Genomic DNA, 16,029 nt, shown 5'->3' on the forward strand with positions numbered 1-16,029 from the left:
GGGGCCACGGCGCTCACCGCAGGATCCGATCCGAGAGCACGCGGGGCTCGGTGTAGGAGCGCAGGCCTGCGGTGCCGAAGGCGCGGCCGACACCGCTGTGCTTGATGCCGCCGATCCCGGCGGCATAGTCGAACGCGGGGCCCGCGTGCGCGTTCACGAAGACCTGCCCGGCCGCGAGGCGGCGAGCGACGGCGAACCCGTGGTCGCGGTCCGCCGACCACACCGATGCACACAAGCCGTAGCTGGTGTCGTTGGCGCAGGCGACGACCTCGTCGCTCTCGCGGAATCCGAGCACCGGTACCACGGGGCCGAACTGTTCGGCGCGCACCAGCTCGGAGGGCTCATCCACCCCTGATACGAGCTGCGGTTGGAGGAAGTAGCCTCCGGTCTCGGGGCCTGCACTCGCCAGCAGCGATCCGAGTGGGATGGTCCGGGCGCCGCCGGCGACGGCTTCCGTCGTCACCCGGGTGACGTGCGCGAGCTGCATCGCATTGTTGAGCGGGCCGAGCGTCGCCTCGGGATCCGAGCCATGGCCTACGCGGATCGATGCCGTTGCTGCTTTGAATGCCTCGACGAACTCATCCATGCGACGTTCGTGGACGTAGATCCGCTTGATCGCCCAGCACACCTGACCGCTGGTGATGAAGGTGGAGGCCGCGATCCGGGAGATCTGGGCCGCATCGAGATCGGCGTCCTCAAGCACGATTGCAGGATCGTTTCCTCCCAGCTCGAGGGTGACGCTGCGGATCCCGTCGGCGGCAGCGGCGTAGACGCGCCGGCCGTTGGCGATGCTTCCGGTGAAGACCACCTTGCGGATGTCGGCGTGCGAGACGAGCGCAGCGCCGACTCCGCCCCCACCCACCAGTACGCTGAGAACCCCGTCGGGCAGTGCTCGCGCCAGTACGGCAGCCATGGCCGTGACAGTCAGGGGCGTGTTCGGTGCCGGCTTGAGGATGACCGGGTTCCCGGCCAGCAGCGCCGGCAGGATCTTGTTGAAGCTCAGCAGGACCGGCCAGTTCCAGGGAGTGATGGCTGCCACGGGACCGATTGGCGGATAGTCGACCTCCCGTCGGCCCCGCTCGTCCTCGAGCACCTGCACACGCAGCGCCGCATCTGCCTGCTCGGCGAAGATCTCGAACAGGCGGGTGGAGCGAAGGATCTCACCGGCGCTCTCGGAGCGAACCTTGCCCTGCTCCGAGGTCAGCAGCTCCTCCCACCCGTTCGACTGCGAGGCCTCGATGAGTTGCTGCGTGGCCGACCGCAGCACTTCGATGCGCTCGTCCAGGGATGCCGCAGCCCATCGCGGGGCGACGCGGACGGCGGCGGAGACCACCTCGTCGACCTCGGCAGCCGACGCGGCCAGGGCGTACCCGACGACGACCTCCGGGCGACCGGGATCGTGGATCGCGTAGCGCTCGCCCCCGAGGGCTGTGTGACCGGCGAAGCTACAGACTTCGATGGCCGAACGCGGGGTCGCTGAAGTGGGCATGCGCCGATGACCTTCCGTGAGAGACGAAGGTGGGGGTGAACGTGAGGAGTTGGGGGACGGCTACTGCAGGAAAGCGCCGCCATCCACGACATGGGTCTGGCCCGTGACGAACGAAGACGCCTCCGAGGCGAGGAACAACAGGGTTCCGACCAAGTCCTCAGGTTGCTGGTGCCGCTTCACCGCGCGGGTGGCTGCGGCGGCGTCGAACCGCTCCGCATCGACGGTCGACAGTGCGGTCGGGCTGGAGGTGAGACCAGGAGCGATGTTGTTCACCGTGATGGCATCGCCGCCGACCTCGCGGGCCAAGGCTCGCGTCAAGGCGATCACCGCTCCCTTCGAGGTGATGTAGTGGAGCAGGGTCGGTGCCCCCGTCAAGGCCGTCGTCGAGGAGATGTTGATGATGCGCCCGCGGCCGGACTGCCGCAGATACGGCAGGGCCGCCTTGGCGCAGAGGAACGGAGCCTCCACGTTCACCTTCATCACGCGAGCCCAGTCCTCGGACTCGATCTCGGTGAAGGGACGCATGGGCAGCAGCGTCGTGAAGAGGGCGGCGTTGTTCACGAGGATGTCGACACCACCGAACGTCGCCTGTGCGAACCGCAGCGCTTCGTCGATCTGCGCGGGGTCGGTCACGTCCATCCGCATGCTCTCGACCTGGAGGCCATCGGCCTGCAAGCGCTTGGCCAGCGCGATCGCCGCCACCTCGTCGATGTCGGTCGCCAGCACCGACGCCCCCGCACGGGCCATGCCTTCGACGTACACAGCGCCGATACCGACGGCACCACCGGTAACGACGGCAACGGATCCGTCCAGGGAAATGGTCTTGCTCATGTCGAGGTTCCTTCGGTGGTGTCGTGGCTGCCGGTTGGACCGTGGGGGTCCTCCAGAAAAGTGGAGAGTGCATCTGGCTGCTGCCAGGTCAGGCTTTCGAGGATCAACGCGTCGAGCCGGATCGAGTAGTGAAGACGCGGCGAGACGATCTCCAGACGGTCACCGTTCCGGGTGGAGACCTTTCGGACGACGACGTAGGCGAACTCGTTGGCGATGACGATGTCCTGCTCCGCTTTGTGGCACTCGCCTGCGCTCTCGTCCGGGTTCATGGGTCAGAGAAAGATCGCGAGGTTCAAGGTGGGCAGTGCCGTGTGGTCGAGCAGGACCGTGCGGCTGCGAAGCTGCCAGCCCTCCAGGACGCGGCTGAGCACGTCCTGTCGCTCGCCGCTCAGGTGGATCGCGGCATCTTCGCTGCGTGCGCGGAAGACGAGCAGGTTGCTCCGTACGTCAATGGTTTCGCGGTCCTCGTCGGTGTAGACGGCCTGGATGTTGGAGACGAACCGGCGGGTACGGGACGGCGGGTCCTCCGCCCAGGCGAACTCGGAAGCGAGTCTGTCGACCCTCGCCTGGCACGTGGACCGGTCCTCGATCATGTGGAAAGCCGCAGCGCTGAATGTCGTCGCCGCGGAGCGCTCCCGAGTCGTGCGCACGGGGATCCGGTAGTCAAGGTCTGCGTGAAGCAGCTCCAGCCACTGGGGAAGCCGACGACCGTCGAGAAGGTCAGCCTCACGGTGAAGGAAGTCCATCGCGTGCTGGCGGGCCTCCCACTGGAGGAGCACGTCATTCACTGCCCGCTCCTTCCTGCCCCGGCGAGCTTACGGCGGCATCTGCGCAGGTCATGGGCGAAGCATCTCCTCGATCCAGCGACGCTGTACCGTCCGCTGTCCTCCGTCCTCCAGATCCGACATCAAGGCCACCCCGGGGCCACGCCAGTTCTCGTCCCGCTCGATCTCCGCCATGCCCGGCATCCCCATCTGGTAGTTCAGCTTCAGGTTCTCGCTGCGCGCATAGCGGCTCCCAGCGGTTCGGGCGATCGTCGACCAGATCGCCGTGTCGTCCTCCTCGAAGTTCCCAGAGGGACTGAACGACGCCGTGGCGACCCGTGCGACGCGGTCCTTGTACTCATCGCTCGCGCCCTTCGGAACCAGGATCCAGCTCCACAGCTCCATGGCCGCGGGACCGCGTGGTTGCCACTGCCGCAGCATCAGCACGGTGCCCGGCGGCCTGCCGGGCGCGTCGACGAAGGCGGAGCAAAGGTAGGAGAGGTTGGGAAAGACGGTTCCGGTGCTGAGCTTGCTCCACTTGGCGAGCTCGTACTGGGCAGGGTCCATCCCTTCGGCATCGAACTGCTCGGTGACCTCGGAGGGATAGCCCCAGAACTGTGCTTCCTCAGGGGCACCCACGTCATGATTGAGGTTCGCGGCGTGACCGCCCAGCCCGCTGATGTGCCGCTTGCCCTGTGCCGCGACCCCGTGCTTGAGGAGGATGCTGGGGAACAGGCTCACCTCGACGACCGAGCGATGGACCGACTCCGTGTGATAGCTGTCGCCGGCGAAGTTCTCCGCACCGATCTTCCAGTTGGCTCCCACCACCCAGCGGTGAGGATCCCCCAGCACCTCGAACTCGGTCAGTGCCAGGTGCACGTCCAGGTACCAGGCGATGCCGCCGAGATACTCGCTCAGCTCTGGAGGGTCAGCGGCCAGGCAGGCAAAGACCAGGCCGCGGTGAGTGTCGACGTGAGGAGCCTTGACGAGGCCCCATTGCTTGAGGTCGAGCTCTCGGTAGGACTCCACGCGGTGAGGCACACCGGCCAGGTCGCCGGAGTTCTTGTAGGTCCAACCGTGGTAGGGACAGCGGAAGTGGGACGTGTTGCCCTTGTCGGCGCGGCACACTTGAGCGCCCCGGTGCCGACAGCTGTCGAGGAGGACTCGAATCGTACCGCTCTCGTCACGCACGACGATCCACGGATCCTCACCGATCGTCCGCAGAACGTAGTCGCCAGGCTCAGGGATCTCGGACTCGTGGGCGAGGAACACCCAGTTGCGGTTGAAGACGCGGTCGAGCTCGACCTCGCTCAGCTCTGGGTCGTTGTAGACGGAGAGCGGGACCAGGCCCTGTTCGAAGTTGTCGCGCATGTCCTCGAGCAGTTCCAAGGCGCGCGGAGAGATCGGTGTGCTCACGAGTTCTTCGCCCTCTCCGTCAAGGTGGCCGGGACGTGCAGCATCACGTTCACGGACTTGAGCCGCGAGTAGCTCAACAACTCCTCGAGCGCTTCCTCATATCCCGTGCCAGAGTTCTTCCACCCGCCGAAAGGCATCCCCATGAAGTGCTGACTCGCCCCGTTGACCCACACGTAGCCGGTCTCGAGTGCCCGCGTCACGCGGTGACCCCTACGGATGTCGTTCGTGTACACGCTGCCCGTCAGCCCGTACCGAACGCTGTTGGCGATCTCGATGGCCTCTTGCTCGTCGGTCCATCGAATCACCGAGAGCACCGGACCGAAGACTTCTTCATTTGCCACCCGGTGATCCCGTCGAACCTGATCGAGCACCGTCGGCTCGATGAACAGGCCCGGACCATCGCCACCGGGGGGCCCACCGCCGACGACTATCTCGGCACCTTCCGCGACCGCTGCTTCTATGAAGTCCAATATCCGTTGGTACTGCGAGCGGTTCACGATGGTGCCCTGGACCGCGGTGGGTGACAGGGGCGACTCGTACACGCGGTCAGCGAGGAGCTCCGCGATTCGCCGGATCACGTCGTCGGCAATGGCGGAGTGCACGAGCAGTCGTGAAGTGGATCCGCAGGACTGTCCCGACCAGGTGAAGTTCATGCCTCGAACGGCACCATCGGCGACCTCATCCGGGTCGGCGTCCGGGAATGCGATCAGGGCGTTCTTGCCGCCCAGCTCGAGCGTTACCTCTTTGACCGCCACCTCAGCTGCTGCGCGCTGGATCGCTCGCCCAGTGGCTTCGCTTCCGGTGAATCCGATGCGGTGCACGTCCCGGTGCCGAACGAGAGCGTCCGGCACGCGTGGTCCGTCGCCGACCACCACGTTGACGAGGCCGGGCGGGAGGATGTCGCGGCAGATCTCGCCGAACAGGAGTGCCGACAGCGGAGTCGCCTCTGCCGGCTTCAGGACGACGCTGTTGCCGGCCACGAGAGGCGCAGCCACCTTACTGATCGCGAAGAGCGCAGGGTGGTTGAAGGGAATGATCTTTGCCACGACGCCGTAGGGATGGCGCTCCGTGAAGTGCAGGTTCTCGCTGGCCGGCGTGGTGGTGCCCTTCAGCTCGAGCGCGAGCCCTGCGAAGTACCGCAGCGTCTGAACGGCGAACGCCACGTCGTTGGCCATCACGGCGATCGGCGCACCGCTGTCGACGGCGTCGAGCAGAGCCAGATCGCCGCCCCGGCGCTCCACGGCCTCGGCGAGGCGTAGGACCAGGTTCGCGCGATCGGCCGCTGTCCACGCCGACCAGGCCGTGTATGCCTCCTTGGCGCAGGCCACCGCTGCGTCGACGTCGGCCTGCCCTCCGTCCGGCACCAGCGCGATCCGTTCCTCGGTATACGGACCAGTCACCGGGAAGGTGGCGCCACTCTGAGCCGAGCGGAGTTCACCCCCGACCAGCATGCGCCAGTCGCGGTTCAGCACCTCGCGTGCTCGAGCCTCGTTGGCCGAAAGACCGCCCCCGTCAGGCTTCAGGGACGCGTGCGCCGGATCCGCCGTTGATAGCGCCACAGGAGCCTCCTAGGAAGGGATAGTCCGTATACGTTGTTTCTTGTTGTTGTGATCCTAGGCACAGCCAAATCCCAGTGTCAACGATTCGCCGGAGCCGATGACAAGGCCGGCGGGGCCAAGGGTCCTTCGTTCCTCGATTTGGGCCGAGCAGCGCATTATTTGCGAGGTCACAGTCGATGCCACTGCCTCGTCGGAGCGTCGACGATGATCAGCTGCGCCGGGTCTGGGGCCGGCCCGCGGGCTTGACAGCCGCCTGACGCGAGGCTCTGATAGCAATATTCCGTATACGCATCAGTCGCGAGGGGGTCAGCCATGAGCTTCATTTCTGCCAGCGCCGAGGCGTGCGACGGGTACGGCAACTGCGTGTTCGCCGCCCCGGCGTACTTCGACATCGGCAGCGACGGCTCGGTCAAGGTGCTCCAGGACGAGATCGCCGACGGAGACCGCCCGATGGTCGAGCACGCTGTCGCCGAGTGTCCCGCTGCGGCCCTTGCCATCGTGTCCGCGACAAGTGAGGCCCCAGCGTCCACCACGCAACGGGAGTTGCCATGAACACCTCGATCAACGTCGTCCGGCTCGCGCACGTCGGGCTTCGCGTCGACAACGTCGATCGATCCAGTGAGTTCTACGCTGATCGGTGGGGCCTCGATCTTGCCGAGGAACACGAGGGCCACCGGTACTTCCGGGCGGACTCGCCCGACAGCCACGCCGTCGTGCTCAGTGAGGGCGCACCGGATCTCGACCACATCGCCTTCGTCGTCGAAAGCTCCGATGACCTCGGACGAGCCGAGGAGGCGCTCGGCATGCGCGGGCTCCCAGTCGAGGTCCCGCCCACCCGCGACCTGGAACCCGGCGTCGGAGCGGCGCTGCGGTTCCGGGACCCGAGCGGGGTGCTCGTGGAGCTGGTCACCGACCTCGAAGTGCGGACGGACGGATACGGCACCCGCGACGTGAAGCCCCTGGGCCTGGACCATGTCGTGCTCAGGGTCCCCGACTACGACGCCAGCAGGGAGTTCTACGAGAACGTCCTTGGATTCCGTCTCTCCGACGAGACCGAGAACCTCATGGCGTTCATGCGCTGCAACGCCAACCATCATTCGCTCGCGCTCATCCGGTCCGAGAACCCGGCACCGTCCATGCATCACACCGCCTTCACAGTCGAGGACTGGGCAGCGTTGGCGAACGGGGTGAAGGTGCTGGGAGACGCAGGCGTCTCGCGGGTGTGGGGCCCAGGCCGGCACGGTCCGGGAAACAACCTCTTCTCGTACTTCTTCGACCCCGACCAGCACATCGTCGAATACACCTGCGAGGTCCTGCGGGTCGACGACTCGACCTGGGTGCCGCGCGTGTGGCCGCCAGGACGACCCGAACAATGGGGGACCCCGATGCCTGCCGCGATGCGCTGACCGGCGAGGGCCCGGAACAGGACCTCCCACCGACTCCCGCATCTGCGCTCTGCGGACCGAGCGCAAGCTGGGGCCGGCCCGGATCGGCCCCATTCTCGGATTCCAGGAAGCCATCGGAAACAGAACGGGGACCACTCTGTCTCCGTCGCTCCGCTCACGCCGAACGAAGGTCCAGCACAAGGCGCACAAGCAGCATCGTCTCCCCCGAACCTGGCTCACCAAGGATCACCACGCGCCGAGTGGGCACCATGCTCGATACCAGGCCACCGATTTGACCCTCCGTTCCCGCAAGAGCGTGGTCATCGGCAGCCCACTCCGTGGGATCGGTCGGCGGCCCTCAGGGCCATCTCATTGCCACCGCCCGCAGCTTGGACCAGGACTCCACGAGTTCGCCCGACGCCGCCTGCCAGGACACCGGCATTGAGTACGGCGCATTCAGACGCCGCAGGCTCGCCTCGTCCTCCCACTGCCTACGTACTGCCTGGGCCAAGGCTTCAGCCCGCTGTTCCAACGCTGGTATTGAGAATGCATCTTCCCGATCAGCCCGTTAGGAACCCACGACTGATACAGGGGCCTCAGCGCCAGTAGGGCGGTTAACAGCAGTTGCCTCTGTCTCGAGATGGAACCGGTGCGCCGCCCACAGCGCCACGCCCATCGAGCCCGCGGCCAGGCGAAGGAGATCCAACCAGTGCGTCGCACCCTTACAGCTCATCTCATTTGGTCTGCTGGATAGTCTGCATGTGTAGGGATGGTTGAGCGGCTGGTGCCGGATGAGCTGCGGGAGTAGTTCCAGCGGGTGGTGCCGGCGTCGCCGTCACGGCCTCAAGGCGGCGGGCGGCGTCGGCACGGTCACCGTGAAGTCCTCGCTGCGATTGTGTTCGTGGCCATCTCGGGATGTACGTGGCAGCGGTTGCCCTGCGCATCACCGTCGGTGCACAGCCCTACGAGATGGGACTTGATGCCGCGACACCACACCTCAGCGCGCGCGGCGGTCGCGCGGAGAGGAATGGCCGAGCCGACGAGCGACTCCTTGCGCCGATTTCTCTTGGTGGCGGAGCCTGACTTGGCCGCCCAGCAGGTGGGGGTCCTGGCGTACTGGTCAGCAGCGGGGTCAAGCGTCGTAAGACGTCCGTGCTGGTGCCCGGCTCGGCGCTTCCGTGGCCAGGTGGTGGAGAGGGAGGTGGAACGGCCTGCGAGGGCAGTCACTTGCCCTGCAAGCGTGAGGTGGAACCCGCTATCACGAAGATGTTGAGCTCGTAATCAATTGGCTCGCGTTCGAGGTCACGGCACGCCGTTTTCCTCCTGCACCTCTCGCCAGACTCGGGCGTCGCACTTCGCGATGAAGCGCCGGAACTCCCAGTAGGAGACCTGGCGCAGCGGAGACCGTTCGAGCCAACTGTCGTGCTCCGCCTTGGCGTCCCATGAGGCGGTCGGTATGCGGGCGTAGTTGTGGTGTTCGCTCTTGTCCACGCTGGTGATCTTCAGTACCTCGGCGTGGCGGTCGAGCGTGCGCACGACGAGACATGGGCGGTCCTTCGCCCCCGCGTCGTCATCGAACGGGACCGTCGCGAACCAGATGTCGCCGGGTGCGGGCGGCGTACGGCCGTCGAACAGATGGCGGGGCGGTGCCTGCGAGGCCGTACGGCCTGGGCGGGGAGGAGTGAACCTGCCCCGCGGACGTGCCGGGCCCGGCGCAGTCCTCCCGCGCGGCGGCGAAGCGGTGGACCGCGACGGGCCGGGAGTGGACGGAGGCGACTTGGGTGACGGCTTCTTGCGCGTGGGTCGCCCCCGCCGCGGTGGGGGCGACGACTGGGACGGGTCGGGCGCGGGCGGCGGCGGCAGAGTGCGGACCCAGCCGGTCACCCGTACTGCGGTGATCAGGCTCGACGCCCCGGCCCCGACGAGTGACGCGTCGATGAGGCCGTCTCCTGTCAATGCCGCCAGGAGTGCGACGCCCAGGCATTCGGCCGCCATCATGCCGGCCTGCGCACGAGCCCGGGCGCCGGTCACGGGACCATCGCCGCCGACGAAGGCGCGCACCCGGGCGACCAGCGCGGCGACCATCAGGAATGCGATCACCGTCGGAATCTCGGAGAGGGACAGGGAATCTGCGCTCTCGAATCCCTCACGTATGCCGAAGGTGTACAGAACCATCGCGGTCAGGGTCGCGAGCGGGAGGTACGAGACGGCAAGGCCGATCGCGAGGGCCGCGTACCCTCTTCGGCGGTGCGGGAGCAGCTCTCGCAACGGCCACCTCCAGTGGCGCGGGTCCGGGTCGCGGATTCCCTTTGACCGGCCAAAGTCCGGCGCTATGACCTCAGTTCACGCCGTGCCCGTCCCAGCGGAGTATACGGAGGCTGCCAGGCCGCCGGAACGGGACCGACGCCCCCCCACGTACAGACGCTGGTTGTGACGGCGGCCGCACCCCCGCAGCGTCTCCCCGCACTGGTCAGCTCGTAGGCAACGCGGGTACCGCCAGGCGTGCAGCAGAAGAGAGGTGAGGGTGACCATGATCCCCTGCGAGGGGTAGCAACGTGAGGTAGAGCAGGTGGCGCAGCTGGTCCCGCATGGTCCTCAATCGCCCTGCGAGGTGGGCACGTTCACAACGCCCGCACTTCTCGGCGACGGCCGCGAGGCAGCGGCCGAGACAAGCGGCGGAACATAGCCGCGGTTCCCCGGTTAGCTAAACCGGGGAACCGCCGCATCATGGAGGTCCACCGCCACCCACTGTCCGCACGTCGAAAGGCCGCCTATACCCCCACAGCCCACAACTCCTCGCGCAAGCGCGCGATTTCCCTTGAGCACGAGTTCTGCCCACGGGCTACGACACGTCGTAGCTCAGGCGGAACAGATCGCCGGCGCGCTCCAGGTCCCGCTCCGTACGCAGCGCAACCTCAAGATTGCCCGTGCCATGGTGACCTCGCCCGGTCACATCCCGGGTGAAGTCCGGGACGAGATCGACCTTCTTCGGGTTGGCCTTGAGGTAGACGAGCAGCTTGGTCTCCTGCGGAGGGCAGACGCACGCGAAGTGCTGCGTTCTGCGGTAGGCCCGGTAGGTCTGGTTCTCGATCCGCTTCACGTCGTCGCCCAGGCCGGCCAGGACCCTCATGTACTCACCTCGGTAATGGTGTCCGCGATCAGGACGGGCAGATGGATGATGGCGCGTTCCAGGAGACGTTCGATCGAGACGGCGTGCTGGCTGCTGTCGACGCTGATGTTGGTCACCCAGCTCGCGGGTTCGTAGCGGGCGAGCATCGACAGGGCGTACAGGGTGGCCCACCAGGCCATCAGCGGGTGCAGTTCGCTGGACATCGGGGTGAGGACGGGCAGGAAGTACCTCTGGCCCGCGTAGGGGCGTGTCATGGTCAGCAGATACTCGAGGCGTTCGGCTGAGGTTGCCGAGCCCTGGGGCATCTCCCAGTTGACCACCAGTTCGCCACCGCCGTGGTCATAGCGGGTGTATTCGGGTGTCGCCTCGGATCCGAGGCTGAGGGCACAGGTAGTTTCGTAGCTCTCGTGCCGAGCGACGGCGGGGTACGAGGTGAGGAAGTCGGCCAGCGCGTCGCGGGTACCGGCGTCGATGACCCGGTCGGGGATGTCGCACACGGGGATGCTCAGCAAAGGGTGGTCCTGGTAGTGGATGCTGCTGGCGGCCGCGAAGAGCGGGGTGGGCCGCTCTCGCCCTGTGAGCGGGTAACCGAGGTTCAGCGGCAGCAAGTCCCACACGTCTTCCAGGCGCACCGCGTCCTTCTCCCACACCGGTGAGACGAGCACCTCGCTCACCCGAACGAAGCTGCCGTGGGTGCCGGGCGGGTCGGTGCGGATCTCGATGTCGGGGAAGTGCTTGTCGAACCCCGAGGCCTTAATCCCGTGGGTGATGAGCCGCCAGTCCTCGCCCTTGAGTGCCACCGCGGCGGCCGCGATGGCCCGGCCGGCCTGGCTGAGGCCGTAGAAGACCTGCAGAGGACGCGTCGCGGGACCCACGACAGATGCAGCTCGGAACATCTGCTCGGTCTGTTCCAAGGCCGCCGAGTAGGTCTTGCGGCGGGCGCCGGTTCCGGCCTTACCCGGTGGCTTCCAGCGGCTGGCCCGTAGCCGCTCCCACGCCTCATCAGCGTCCACATCGATGTACATGGCCCGAGACGCTACCCGTCGTCAGACAGTCCCCGCGGAGATTCCTCCCTCGCGTAGGCGGTGGTTGTCACCCAGACCGACGTGGATTCCTGCCTGGAAAAGTGCCCGGCTCGGCGCAGCCGGACGAGGAGAGCAATCGAGGACTAGACGTGACGTCAACGACATTTGTCGGGCAACGGCGTTGGCAGACACGTCCAAGGCCGCGGCCACGCAGCCCGAACGCAGCCGCCGCGTACATGCGGGCTAGTGTCGCCATGGCCCCCGTTGCCTCACCGACTTGACCGAGGCCACCATGGACACCTCCGCCTTTGCGACCTCCTTCGGCGCCCGGGCTACCCGACTGGGTGTCGGCCGAACTCGCCGACGTTCCGGGCGTCCTGCCCACCGACGAGGACCGGATCCGACTCGTCAACCGGCTCGCCAGGACGAGGTTGACCCCGGTGGAGACCACCTTGCCGGTCATCCGGGCTCTCCTCGACCCACGCGGAGGTCGTTGCCCTCCCCCTCGCCCAGACCCGACTCGGGGCCTGGGACCTCGGCACCGAGGGCGGCCCCCGGACCTCGAACTCGTCGTCAACTGGCGGACGTGCGTGATGTGTTACGGCGCAGCGATGTGGTCCGGCGTGCGACGCCTGCACATAGCCGGGGACTGACCCGAGCTCGAAGAACTCACCGGATTCGACGAAGGCCCGATGCGCGAGGACTGGGCCGGACAGTTCAGCGACCGCGGCAGCGATCGAGGTCGTCGACCAGGACGACCACGCGCTCGACGTTCGGTATCAGCGCGAGCAGTTCCTTGTAGGCATCGTTGAAGCTCGCCATCGAGTCCGGCCCGCCCGGGTCCTTGGGCTGGAAGATGTCAGCTATCTGCTGCGGGTCGACCTGGAAGGTCAGCGCTCCCTTGGCGATGGCAACCGCAGCGCGGCTCCAACTGATGCGTCCCAGCAACTCCTTCGCCTTCTCGGCGACCTTGGCCTTGAGGCCTGGATCGGGGATCTGACTCTCGATGCCGTGCAGAATCTCAGAGATCAGCGTGCCCTTGACGTCCACCTGGTCGTCGTAGGCTCACGGGTTGGTTGAGACGACGAAGCAGGTGTCATCGTCCTTGAACTCTGTCTCGATCAACTTCAAGATCGTGGACTTCCCGCCGCCCCATGGGCTCTGCACTGACAGCGTCAGCGGGTGGATGTTGCGTTCGCGGACTGCGGCGACGATCGGCTCGACCACGGCGTCGAACCCGAGGAGGTCCAACGTGCTGGGGTTGTCGTCCCAGAGCCGGATCGGCGGAGGTTTCGCGGCCATTGCCTGCCTTGCTCTCTGGCGATGGCTCGGCTGCGCGAACTCGCCCAATGTCAGAGGTTCATGTCACTCATCAGTATCTCGAGCGAGTTGCCGCGAACGCGGGAGAACACGACCACTCGCGATGAGCCGGCAGGTGCACCCACTACGATCCGGTCTGGAACTTCCAGGCGATCGCGTCGATCACCTCGCGGTGGTCCCGCCAGCGGCCACCACGCTTCGGCGTCCGGTCCGGAAGCAACGGCTCAATCCGCCCCCACCGCACGTCGGTTAACGGCACGCCCAGACCAATGATCTATGATCCGAACGAAACGGCCTAGGTCTCGTCGGCGTAGCGCTTCCCTGACCGCCCATGTAGAAGACGCCCAACGCGCATCACCCCGACCGATCCCGACGACAACGTCGCCATATTGCCCACAATGGCGCTACAAAAAGGACAGATGCGATCTACTGGACGAGTCAGTCCACAATGCCAAGGCCTCAAGTGACAAGCGTCACAACCGATTTGAGCGAAAATGGGCACCACTCGAAACCTTTCCCGGCACTGCCGGAGCCGACGCGTCACACGCACACGGTTGGAGCTCCCGCGTAGGTGACGACTACGGGACCTCGGCCAAAGCCCCTGCAGTCATCACTTCTCTCGCCGTTCAGCTTGGTACCCATCTCTCGGGCTTAGGTTGGCGCCGCTGATCGCCAGCAGATGCGTCATGTCCGCGGTGGAGCCAGGAGGTGCCTCCCACGAACGCCGGGGCAGCAGCTTCAAGTCCCCTCGCGACACCGGCTGATGTGGGGCTTTCTCTCTGTCGCCATGTCTCGTGACCAATCCCGTAACCAACGGGGACGATGTTACTCAGCCCGGACCGGGAGGCGTGATCCGACTGGCGCTGGAAGCAGCCAGTCGCGACCACCGACGCGATGTGGCCTGGACGTTCATTCTCCACGTCACGTGTTCGTGGACGACAATCAGCTCAACCTGCCACCGGCTGGCGCGATGGGCATGACGACAGTACACGCGACCGACCAAGCCGACACTGTGCGGCGTCTGCCTGCAGCCATCGATGTGCCCGCAACTCCGACGACCCTGAACTGAGTTGCTTGGGGCACGGACCTTCACGGCTGTCAGCGTAGAGTGAAATCGCCTTCCCGTGACGTTCACCAACCCGCCGCCACTGCTGACCGCTGCCGTCCAAAGGCAACCGGCAATTCGGGGCCTCTCCATGGCAGTTGAAGGACACGGAGCGCTTTCCGGCCCGGCGGTTGCCGCACGTACCGCGCGCGGGTGGGCCCGGCCGGTTCGCACCCTCGTCCGGTCGCCGGGTCAGGTGGCCGGGCGGCGCTCCTCGCCGCTCGCCTGCCGGAGCGCGTCGGTGTGACGGGTGAGGGCGTCGACTTGAGCGGCCAGGTCGTCATGGCTGCCGGTGAGGTGACGACGGGCGCTGTTCAGGGGCCCGAGGAGGGCGGCGGGATCGCTGCTGCCGAGAGCCTGCGCAAGGGGCGCCCGGGCCTCGGCGGGTAGGTCGGCGAGGGCGGTGACCTGCCCGGCGAGCTGGCGGAGGTCGGCGGCGTTGCCGCGGGCCCACGTGCTGACGCTGCGGTCGGCCGCGCGGCGGTCGCGGACGGCTCGGATGCGCTCCTCACCGTTGGCCCCGGGAGCACCGGGACGCAGCCGCAGATAGCGGCGTTCGGCGGCCTGCCGGCTTGCGACGCCGAGCGGATGGGCGAGGTCGGCCCAACTGGCGCCGGCCTCGCGGGCGGTTTCGATCAGCCCGGGCTCCCACCCGGCGAGCTGGTCGCGCAGTTCGCGCAGAAGCAGAAGGGCGGCCAGAGCCTGCTCGGACCTGGTTTCAGGGCCGGGCGTCTCCGCGCGCCGCCGGGTCTGCGCGCTGCGGACGGCTTCCTCGATGGTCTCCAGCGCCGCTGTGGCGGCGAGGAAGGAGGCGGGCGAGGAAGCGGATCCCTGATCGTCTGCGGTCATGCGATCACCTTCCACCATCGTCAACCGTCAGATGACGAGCTTGCTTGTCATCGTCTCGTTGACATGCTACAAGAGAGACAGGTACCAGCGCATGGGCATGGACTACCTGAATTGGAGGTGTTTTCACGATGCTGATGCGCACCGATCCCTTCCGTGAACTCGACCGGCTCACCCAGCAGTTCTTCGGCAACACATCCGGCACCTGGTCGCGCCCCGCGTCGATGCCGATGGACGCCTACCGTGAGGGCGACGAGTACGTCATCGCTCTCGACCTCCCCGGCGTCGACCCGGATGCCATCGACATCAACGTCGAGCGGAACATGCTGACGGTCCAGGCCGAACGCCGGCCGCTCAGCAAGACCGACGAGACCAAGGTGGAACTCTCGGAGCGGCCGCTGGGTGTCTTCTCGCGCCAGCTTGTGCTGGCCGACACGCTGGACACCGAGCACATCAGCGCCGACTACGACGCAGGGGTTCTCACGGTGAGAGTCCCGATCATCGAGCGTGCCAAGCCGCGCAAGATCGCCATCGGCGCGACCCCGGGGCGCAAGGAGATCCGGGCCTGAGGCACAGCCTCACCGGCAGCGGCGCAGGGCGGACTGCTCTCTCCCCCCAACTCCCGTCCTCCGCCGCTGCCGTCCTCCGCTCACGAACTGAAAAACGGAGGCCGAAACGGGAAGGGGGCAATCATGGTGGCCATGCGGTGGGAGGCGTTCCTCGACCAGGTGCAGGAACGCGGTGAGTACCCGACCAGTGCGGACGCCGACCGGGCGGCACGCACCGTACTCGCCCTGCTCGGGGCGCACTTGGTCGGCGACGTACGGGCCGAGCTGGCCGCCCGGCTCCCGGAGACCTTCGCGCTGATCCTGCTCAATCCCCTCCAGGCGGCCGAACCGCTCTCCGCCGAACGGTTCGTGCGCGCCACCGCGGCGTGGATCGAGGGAGCAACCGAGCAGACGGCAGCCTGGGACGTGGGCGCCGTACTCAGCGTGGCCGCCGACGCCGCAGGCGAGGATCTGACCCGCCGCGTCCTGCTCCAGCTGCCCCCTGGCTACGACCTGCTCTTCGGCCGCCCCCAGGACACCACGTCCCACGAACACAGTCCGCAGAACCGGTGAGCTCACCGGCCCACTGACACCAGCCGATCCCACAACCA

The 16,029-nt window shown here is 66.8% G+C and carries 17 protein-coding genes and 1 pseudogene; 5 read left to right on the plus strand and 13 right to left on the minus strand.

Features of this window, described 5'->3' with window-relative positions; all coding sequences use genetic code 11:
* Positions 1 to 13: 13 nt before the first annotated feature.
* The 6 genes from G4Z16_RS01285 to G4Z16_RS01310 are packed head-to-tail and all read right to left on the minus strand — an operon-like array spanning position 14 to position 5,951.
* Positions 14 to 1,489: an aldehyde dehydrogenase family protein gene (locus tag G4Z16_RS01285; protein WP_197348749.1), complete on the minus strand. Its 1,476-nt coding sequence runs from the start codon at positions 1,487 to 1,489 to the stop codon at positions 14 to 16.
* Positions 1,490 to 1,549: 60 nt separating this feature from the next.
* On the minus strand, positions 1,550 to 2,320 hold the full coding sequence (locus G4Z16_RS01290; protein WP_197348750.1) for an SDR family NAD(P)-dependent oxidoreductase: 771 nt from the start codon (positions 2,318 to 2,320) through the stop codon (positions 1,550 to 1,552).
* The gene (locus G4Z16_RS01295; protein WP_197348751.1) at positions 2,317 to 2,589 is read right to left on the minus strand and encodes a hypothetical protein; all 273 of its coding nucleotides are present in this window, start codon (positions 2,587 to 2,589) and stop codon (positions 2,317 to 2,319) included. The genes G4Z16_RS01290 and G4Z16_RS01295 overlap by 4 nt, the downstream gene beginning before the upstream one ends.
* Before the next feature lie 3 nt (positions 2,590 to 2,592).
* Positions 2,593 to 3,108 (minus strand): aromatic-ring-hydroxylating dioxygenase subunit beta, encoded by a 516-nt coding sequence (locus G4Z16_RS01300; protein WP_197348752.1) that lies wholly within the window; start codon positions 3,106 to 3,108, stop codon positions 2,593 to 2,595.
* Between the two features lie 48 nt (positions 3,109 to 3,156).
* Positions 3,157 to 4,500, minus strand: coding sequence for an aromatic ring-hydroxylating oxygenase subunit alpha (locus tag G4Z16_RS01305; RefSeq protein WP_197348753.1), 1,344 nt, complete (start codon positions 4,498 to 4,500; stop codon positions 3,157 to 3,159).
* A complete protein-coding gene (locus G4Z16_RS01310; protein WP_197354079.1) occupies positions 4,497 to 5,951 on the minus strand; it encodes an aldehyde dehydrogenase family protein in 1,455 nt (484 codons plus the stop codon). Before G4Z16_RS01310 ends, G4Z16_RS01305 begins: the two co-directional genes overlap by 4 nt.
* 420 nt (positions 5,952 to 6,371) lie before the next feature.
* Here G4Z16_RS01310 and G4Z16_RS01315 point away from each other — a divergent pair, with 420 nt between their 5' ends.
* The 3 genes from G4Z16_RS01315 to G4Z16_RS32870 all read left to right on the plus strand — a co-directional run bounded on the left by G4Z16_RS01315 (position 6,372) and on the right by G4Z16_RS32870 (position 8,717).
* Positions 6,372 to 6,611: a ferredoxin gene (locus G4Z16_RS01315; protein ID WP_197348754.1), complete on the plus strand. Its 240-nt coding sequence runs from the start codon at positions 6,372 to 6,374 to the stop codon at positions 6,609 to 6,611.
* Entirely contained in the window at positions 6,608 to 7,465 is an 858-nt protein-coding gene (locus G4Z16_RS01320) for a VOC family protein (RefSeq protein ID WP_197348755.1), read from the plus strand. Before G4Z16_RS01315 ends, G4Z16_RS01320 begins: the two co-directional genes overlap by 4 nt.
* A 796-nt stretch (positions 7,466 to 8,261) precedes the next feature.
* Entirely contained in the window at positions 8,262 to 8,717 is a 456-nt protein-coding gene (locus G4Z16_RS32870; RefSeq protein WP_197348756.1) for a transposase, read from the plus strand.
* 29 nt (positions 8,718 to 8,746) lie between these two features.
* Here G4Z16_RS32870 and G4Z16_RS01330 read toward each other — a convergent pair whose 3' ends face one another.
* From G4Z16_RS01330 to G4Z16_RS01360, 7 genes and pseudogenes are all read right to left on the minus strand, one after another.
* A complete protein-coding gene (locus tag G4Z16_RS01330) occupies positions 8,747 to 9,712 on the minus strand; it encodes a hypothetical protein (RefSeq protein ID WP_197348757.1) in 966 nt (321 codons plus the stop codon).
* 574 nt (positions 9,713 to 10,286) lie between these two features.
* Positions 10,287 to 10,568, minus strand: a pseudogene (locus G4Z16_RS01335) (DUF5655 domain-containing protein); the annotation flags it as partial.
* 2 nt (positions 10,569 to 10,570) lie between these two features.
* On the minus strand, positions 10,571 to 11,599 hold the full coding sequence (locus G4Z16_RS01340; protein WP_197348758.1) for a YaaC family protein: 1,029 nt from the start codon (positions 11,597 to 11,599) through the stop codon (positions 10,571 to 10,573).
* A 717-nt stretch (positions 11,600 to 12,316) separates the two neighbouring features.
* A complete protein-coding gene (locus G4Z16_RS01345; RefSeq protein WP_197348759.1) occupies positions 12,317 to 12,649 on the minus strand; it encodes a hypothetical protein in 333 nt (110 codons plus the stop codon).
* 15 nt (positions 12,650 to 12,664) lie between these two features.
* Positions 12,665 to 12,901, minus strand: coding sequence for a P-loop NTPase fold protein (locus G4Z16_RS01350; RefSeq protein WP_197348760.1), 237 nt, complete (start codon positions 12,899 to 12,901; stop codon positions 12,665 to 12,667).
* A 142-nt stretch (positions 12,902 to 13,043) separates the two neighbouring features.
* Entirely contained in the window at positions 13,044 to 13,178 is a 135-nt protein-coding gene (locus G4Z16_RS33190) for a transposase (RefSeq protein ID WP_425508039.1), read from the minus strand.
* Between the two features lie 1,038 nt (positions 13,179 to 14,216).
* Complete coding sequence (locus G4Z16_RS01360; protein ID WP_197348762.1) at positions 14,217 to 14,873, minus strand: type III effector protein; 657 nt, start codon at positions 14,871 to 14,873, stop codon at positions 14,217 to 14,219.
* Positions 14,874 to 15,001: 128 nt separating this feature from the next.
* Between G4Z16_RS01360 and G4Z16_RS01365 the strand changes: the two genes are divergently transcribed.
* Complete coding sequence (locus tag G4Z16_RS01365; RefSeq protein WP_197348763.1) at positions 15,002 to 15,439, plus strand: Hsp20/alpha crystallin family protein; 438 nt, start codon at positions 15,002 to 15,004, stop codon at positions 15,437 to 15,439.
* 126 nt (positions 15,440 to 15,565) lie between these two features.
* Positions 15,566 to 15,991, plus strand: coding sequence for a DUF2267 domain-containing protein (locus G4Z16_RS01370; protein WP_246531192.1), 426 nt, complete (start codon positions 15,566 to 15,568; stop codon positions 15,989 to 15,991).
* Positions 15,992 to 16,029: the final 38 nt, after the last annotated feature.

The organism is Streptomyces bathyalis, assembly GCF_015910445.1.
In the GTDB taxonomy this organism is placed as follows: Bacteria; Actinomycetota; Actinomycetes; order Streptomycetales; family Streptomycetaceae; genus Streptomyces; species Streptomyces bathyalis.

What these genes read in the sequence shown, in the direction of transcription:
- G4Z16_RS01365 (WP_197348763.1), top strand. Translation starts at nt 15,002, where the DNA reads ATGCTGATGCGCACCGATCCCTTCCGTGAACTCGACCGGCTCACCCAG.
- G4Z16_RS01295 (WP_197348751.1), bottom strand. Translation starts at nt 2,589, where the DNA reads ATGAACCCGGACGAGAGCGCAGGCGAGTGCCACAAAGCGGAGCAGGAC.
- G4Z16_RS01285 (WP_197348749.1), bottom strand. Translation starts at nt 1,489, where the DNA reads ATGCCCACTTCAGCGACCCCGCGTTCGGCCATCGAAGTCTGTAGCTTC.
- G4Z16_RS01315 (WP_197348754.1), top strand. Translation starts at nt 6,372, where the DNA reads ATGAGCTTCATTTCTGCCAGCGCCGAGGCGTGCGACGGGTACGGCAAC.
- G4Z16_RS01320 (WP_197348755.1), top strand. Translation starts at nt 6,608, where the DNA reads ATGAACACCTCGATCAACGTCGTCCGGCTCGCGCACGTCGGGCTTCGC.
- G4Z16_RS01290 (WP_197348750.1), bottom strand. Translation starts at nt 2,320, where the DNA reads ATGAGCAAGACCATTTCCCTGGACGGATCCGTTGCCGTCGTTACCGGT.
- G4Z16_RS01340 (WP_197348758.1), bottom strand. Translation starts at nt 11,599, where the DNA reads ATGTACATCGATGTGGACGCTGATGAGGCGTGGGAGCGGCTACGGGCC.
- G4Z16_RS01350 (WP_197348760.1), bottom strand. Translation starts at nt 12,901, where the DNA reads ATGGCCGCGAAACCTCCGCCGATCCGGCTCTGGGACGACAACCCCAGC.
- G4Z16_RS01360 (WP_197348762.1), bottom strand. Translation starts at nt 14,873, where the DNA reads ATGACCGCAGACGATCAGGGATCCGCTTCCTCGCCCGCCTCCTTCCTC.
- G4Z16_RS01310 (WP_197354079.1), bottom strand. Translation starts at nt 5,951, where the DNA reads ATGCTGGTCGGGGGTGAACTCCGCTCGGCTCAGAGTGGCGCCACCTTC.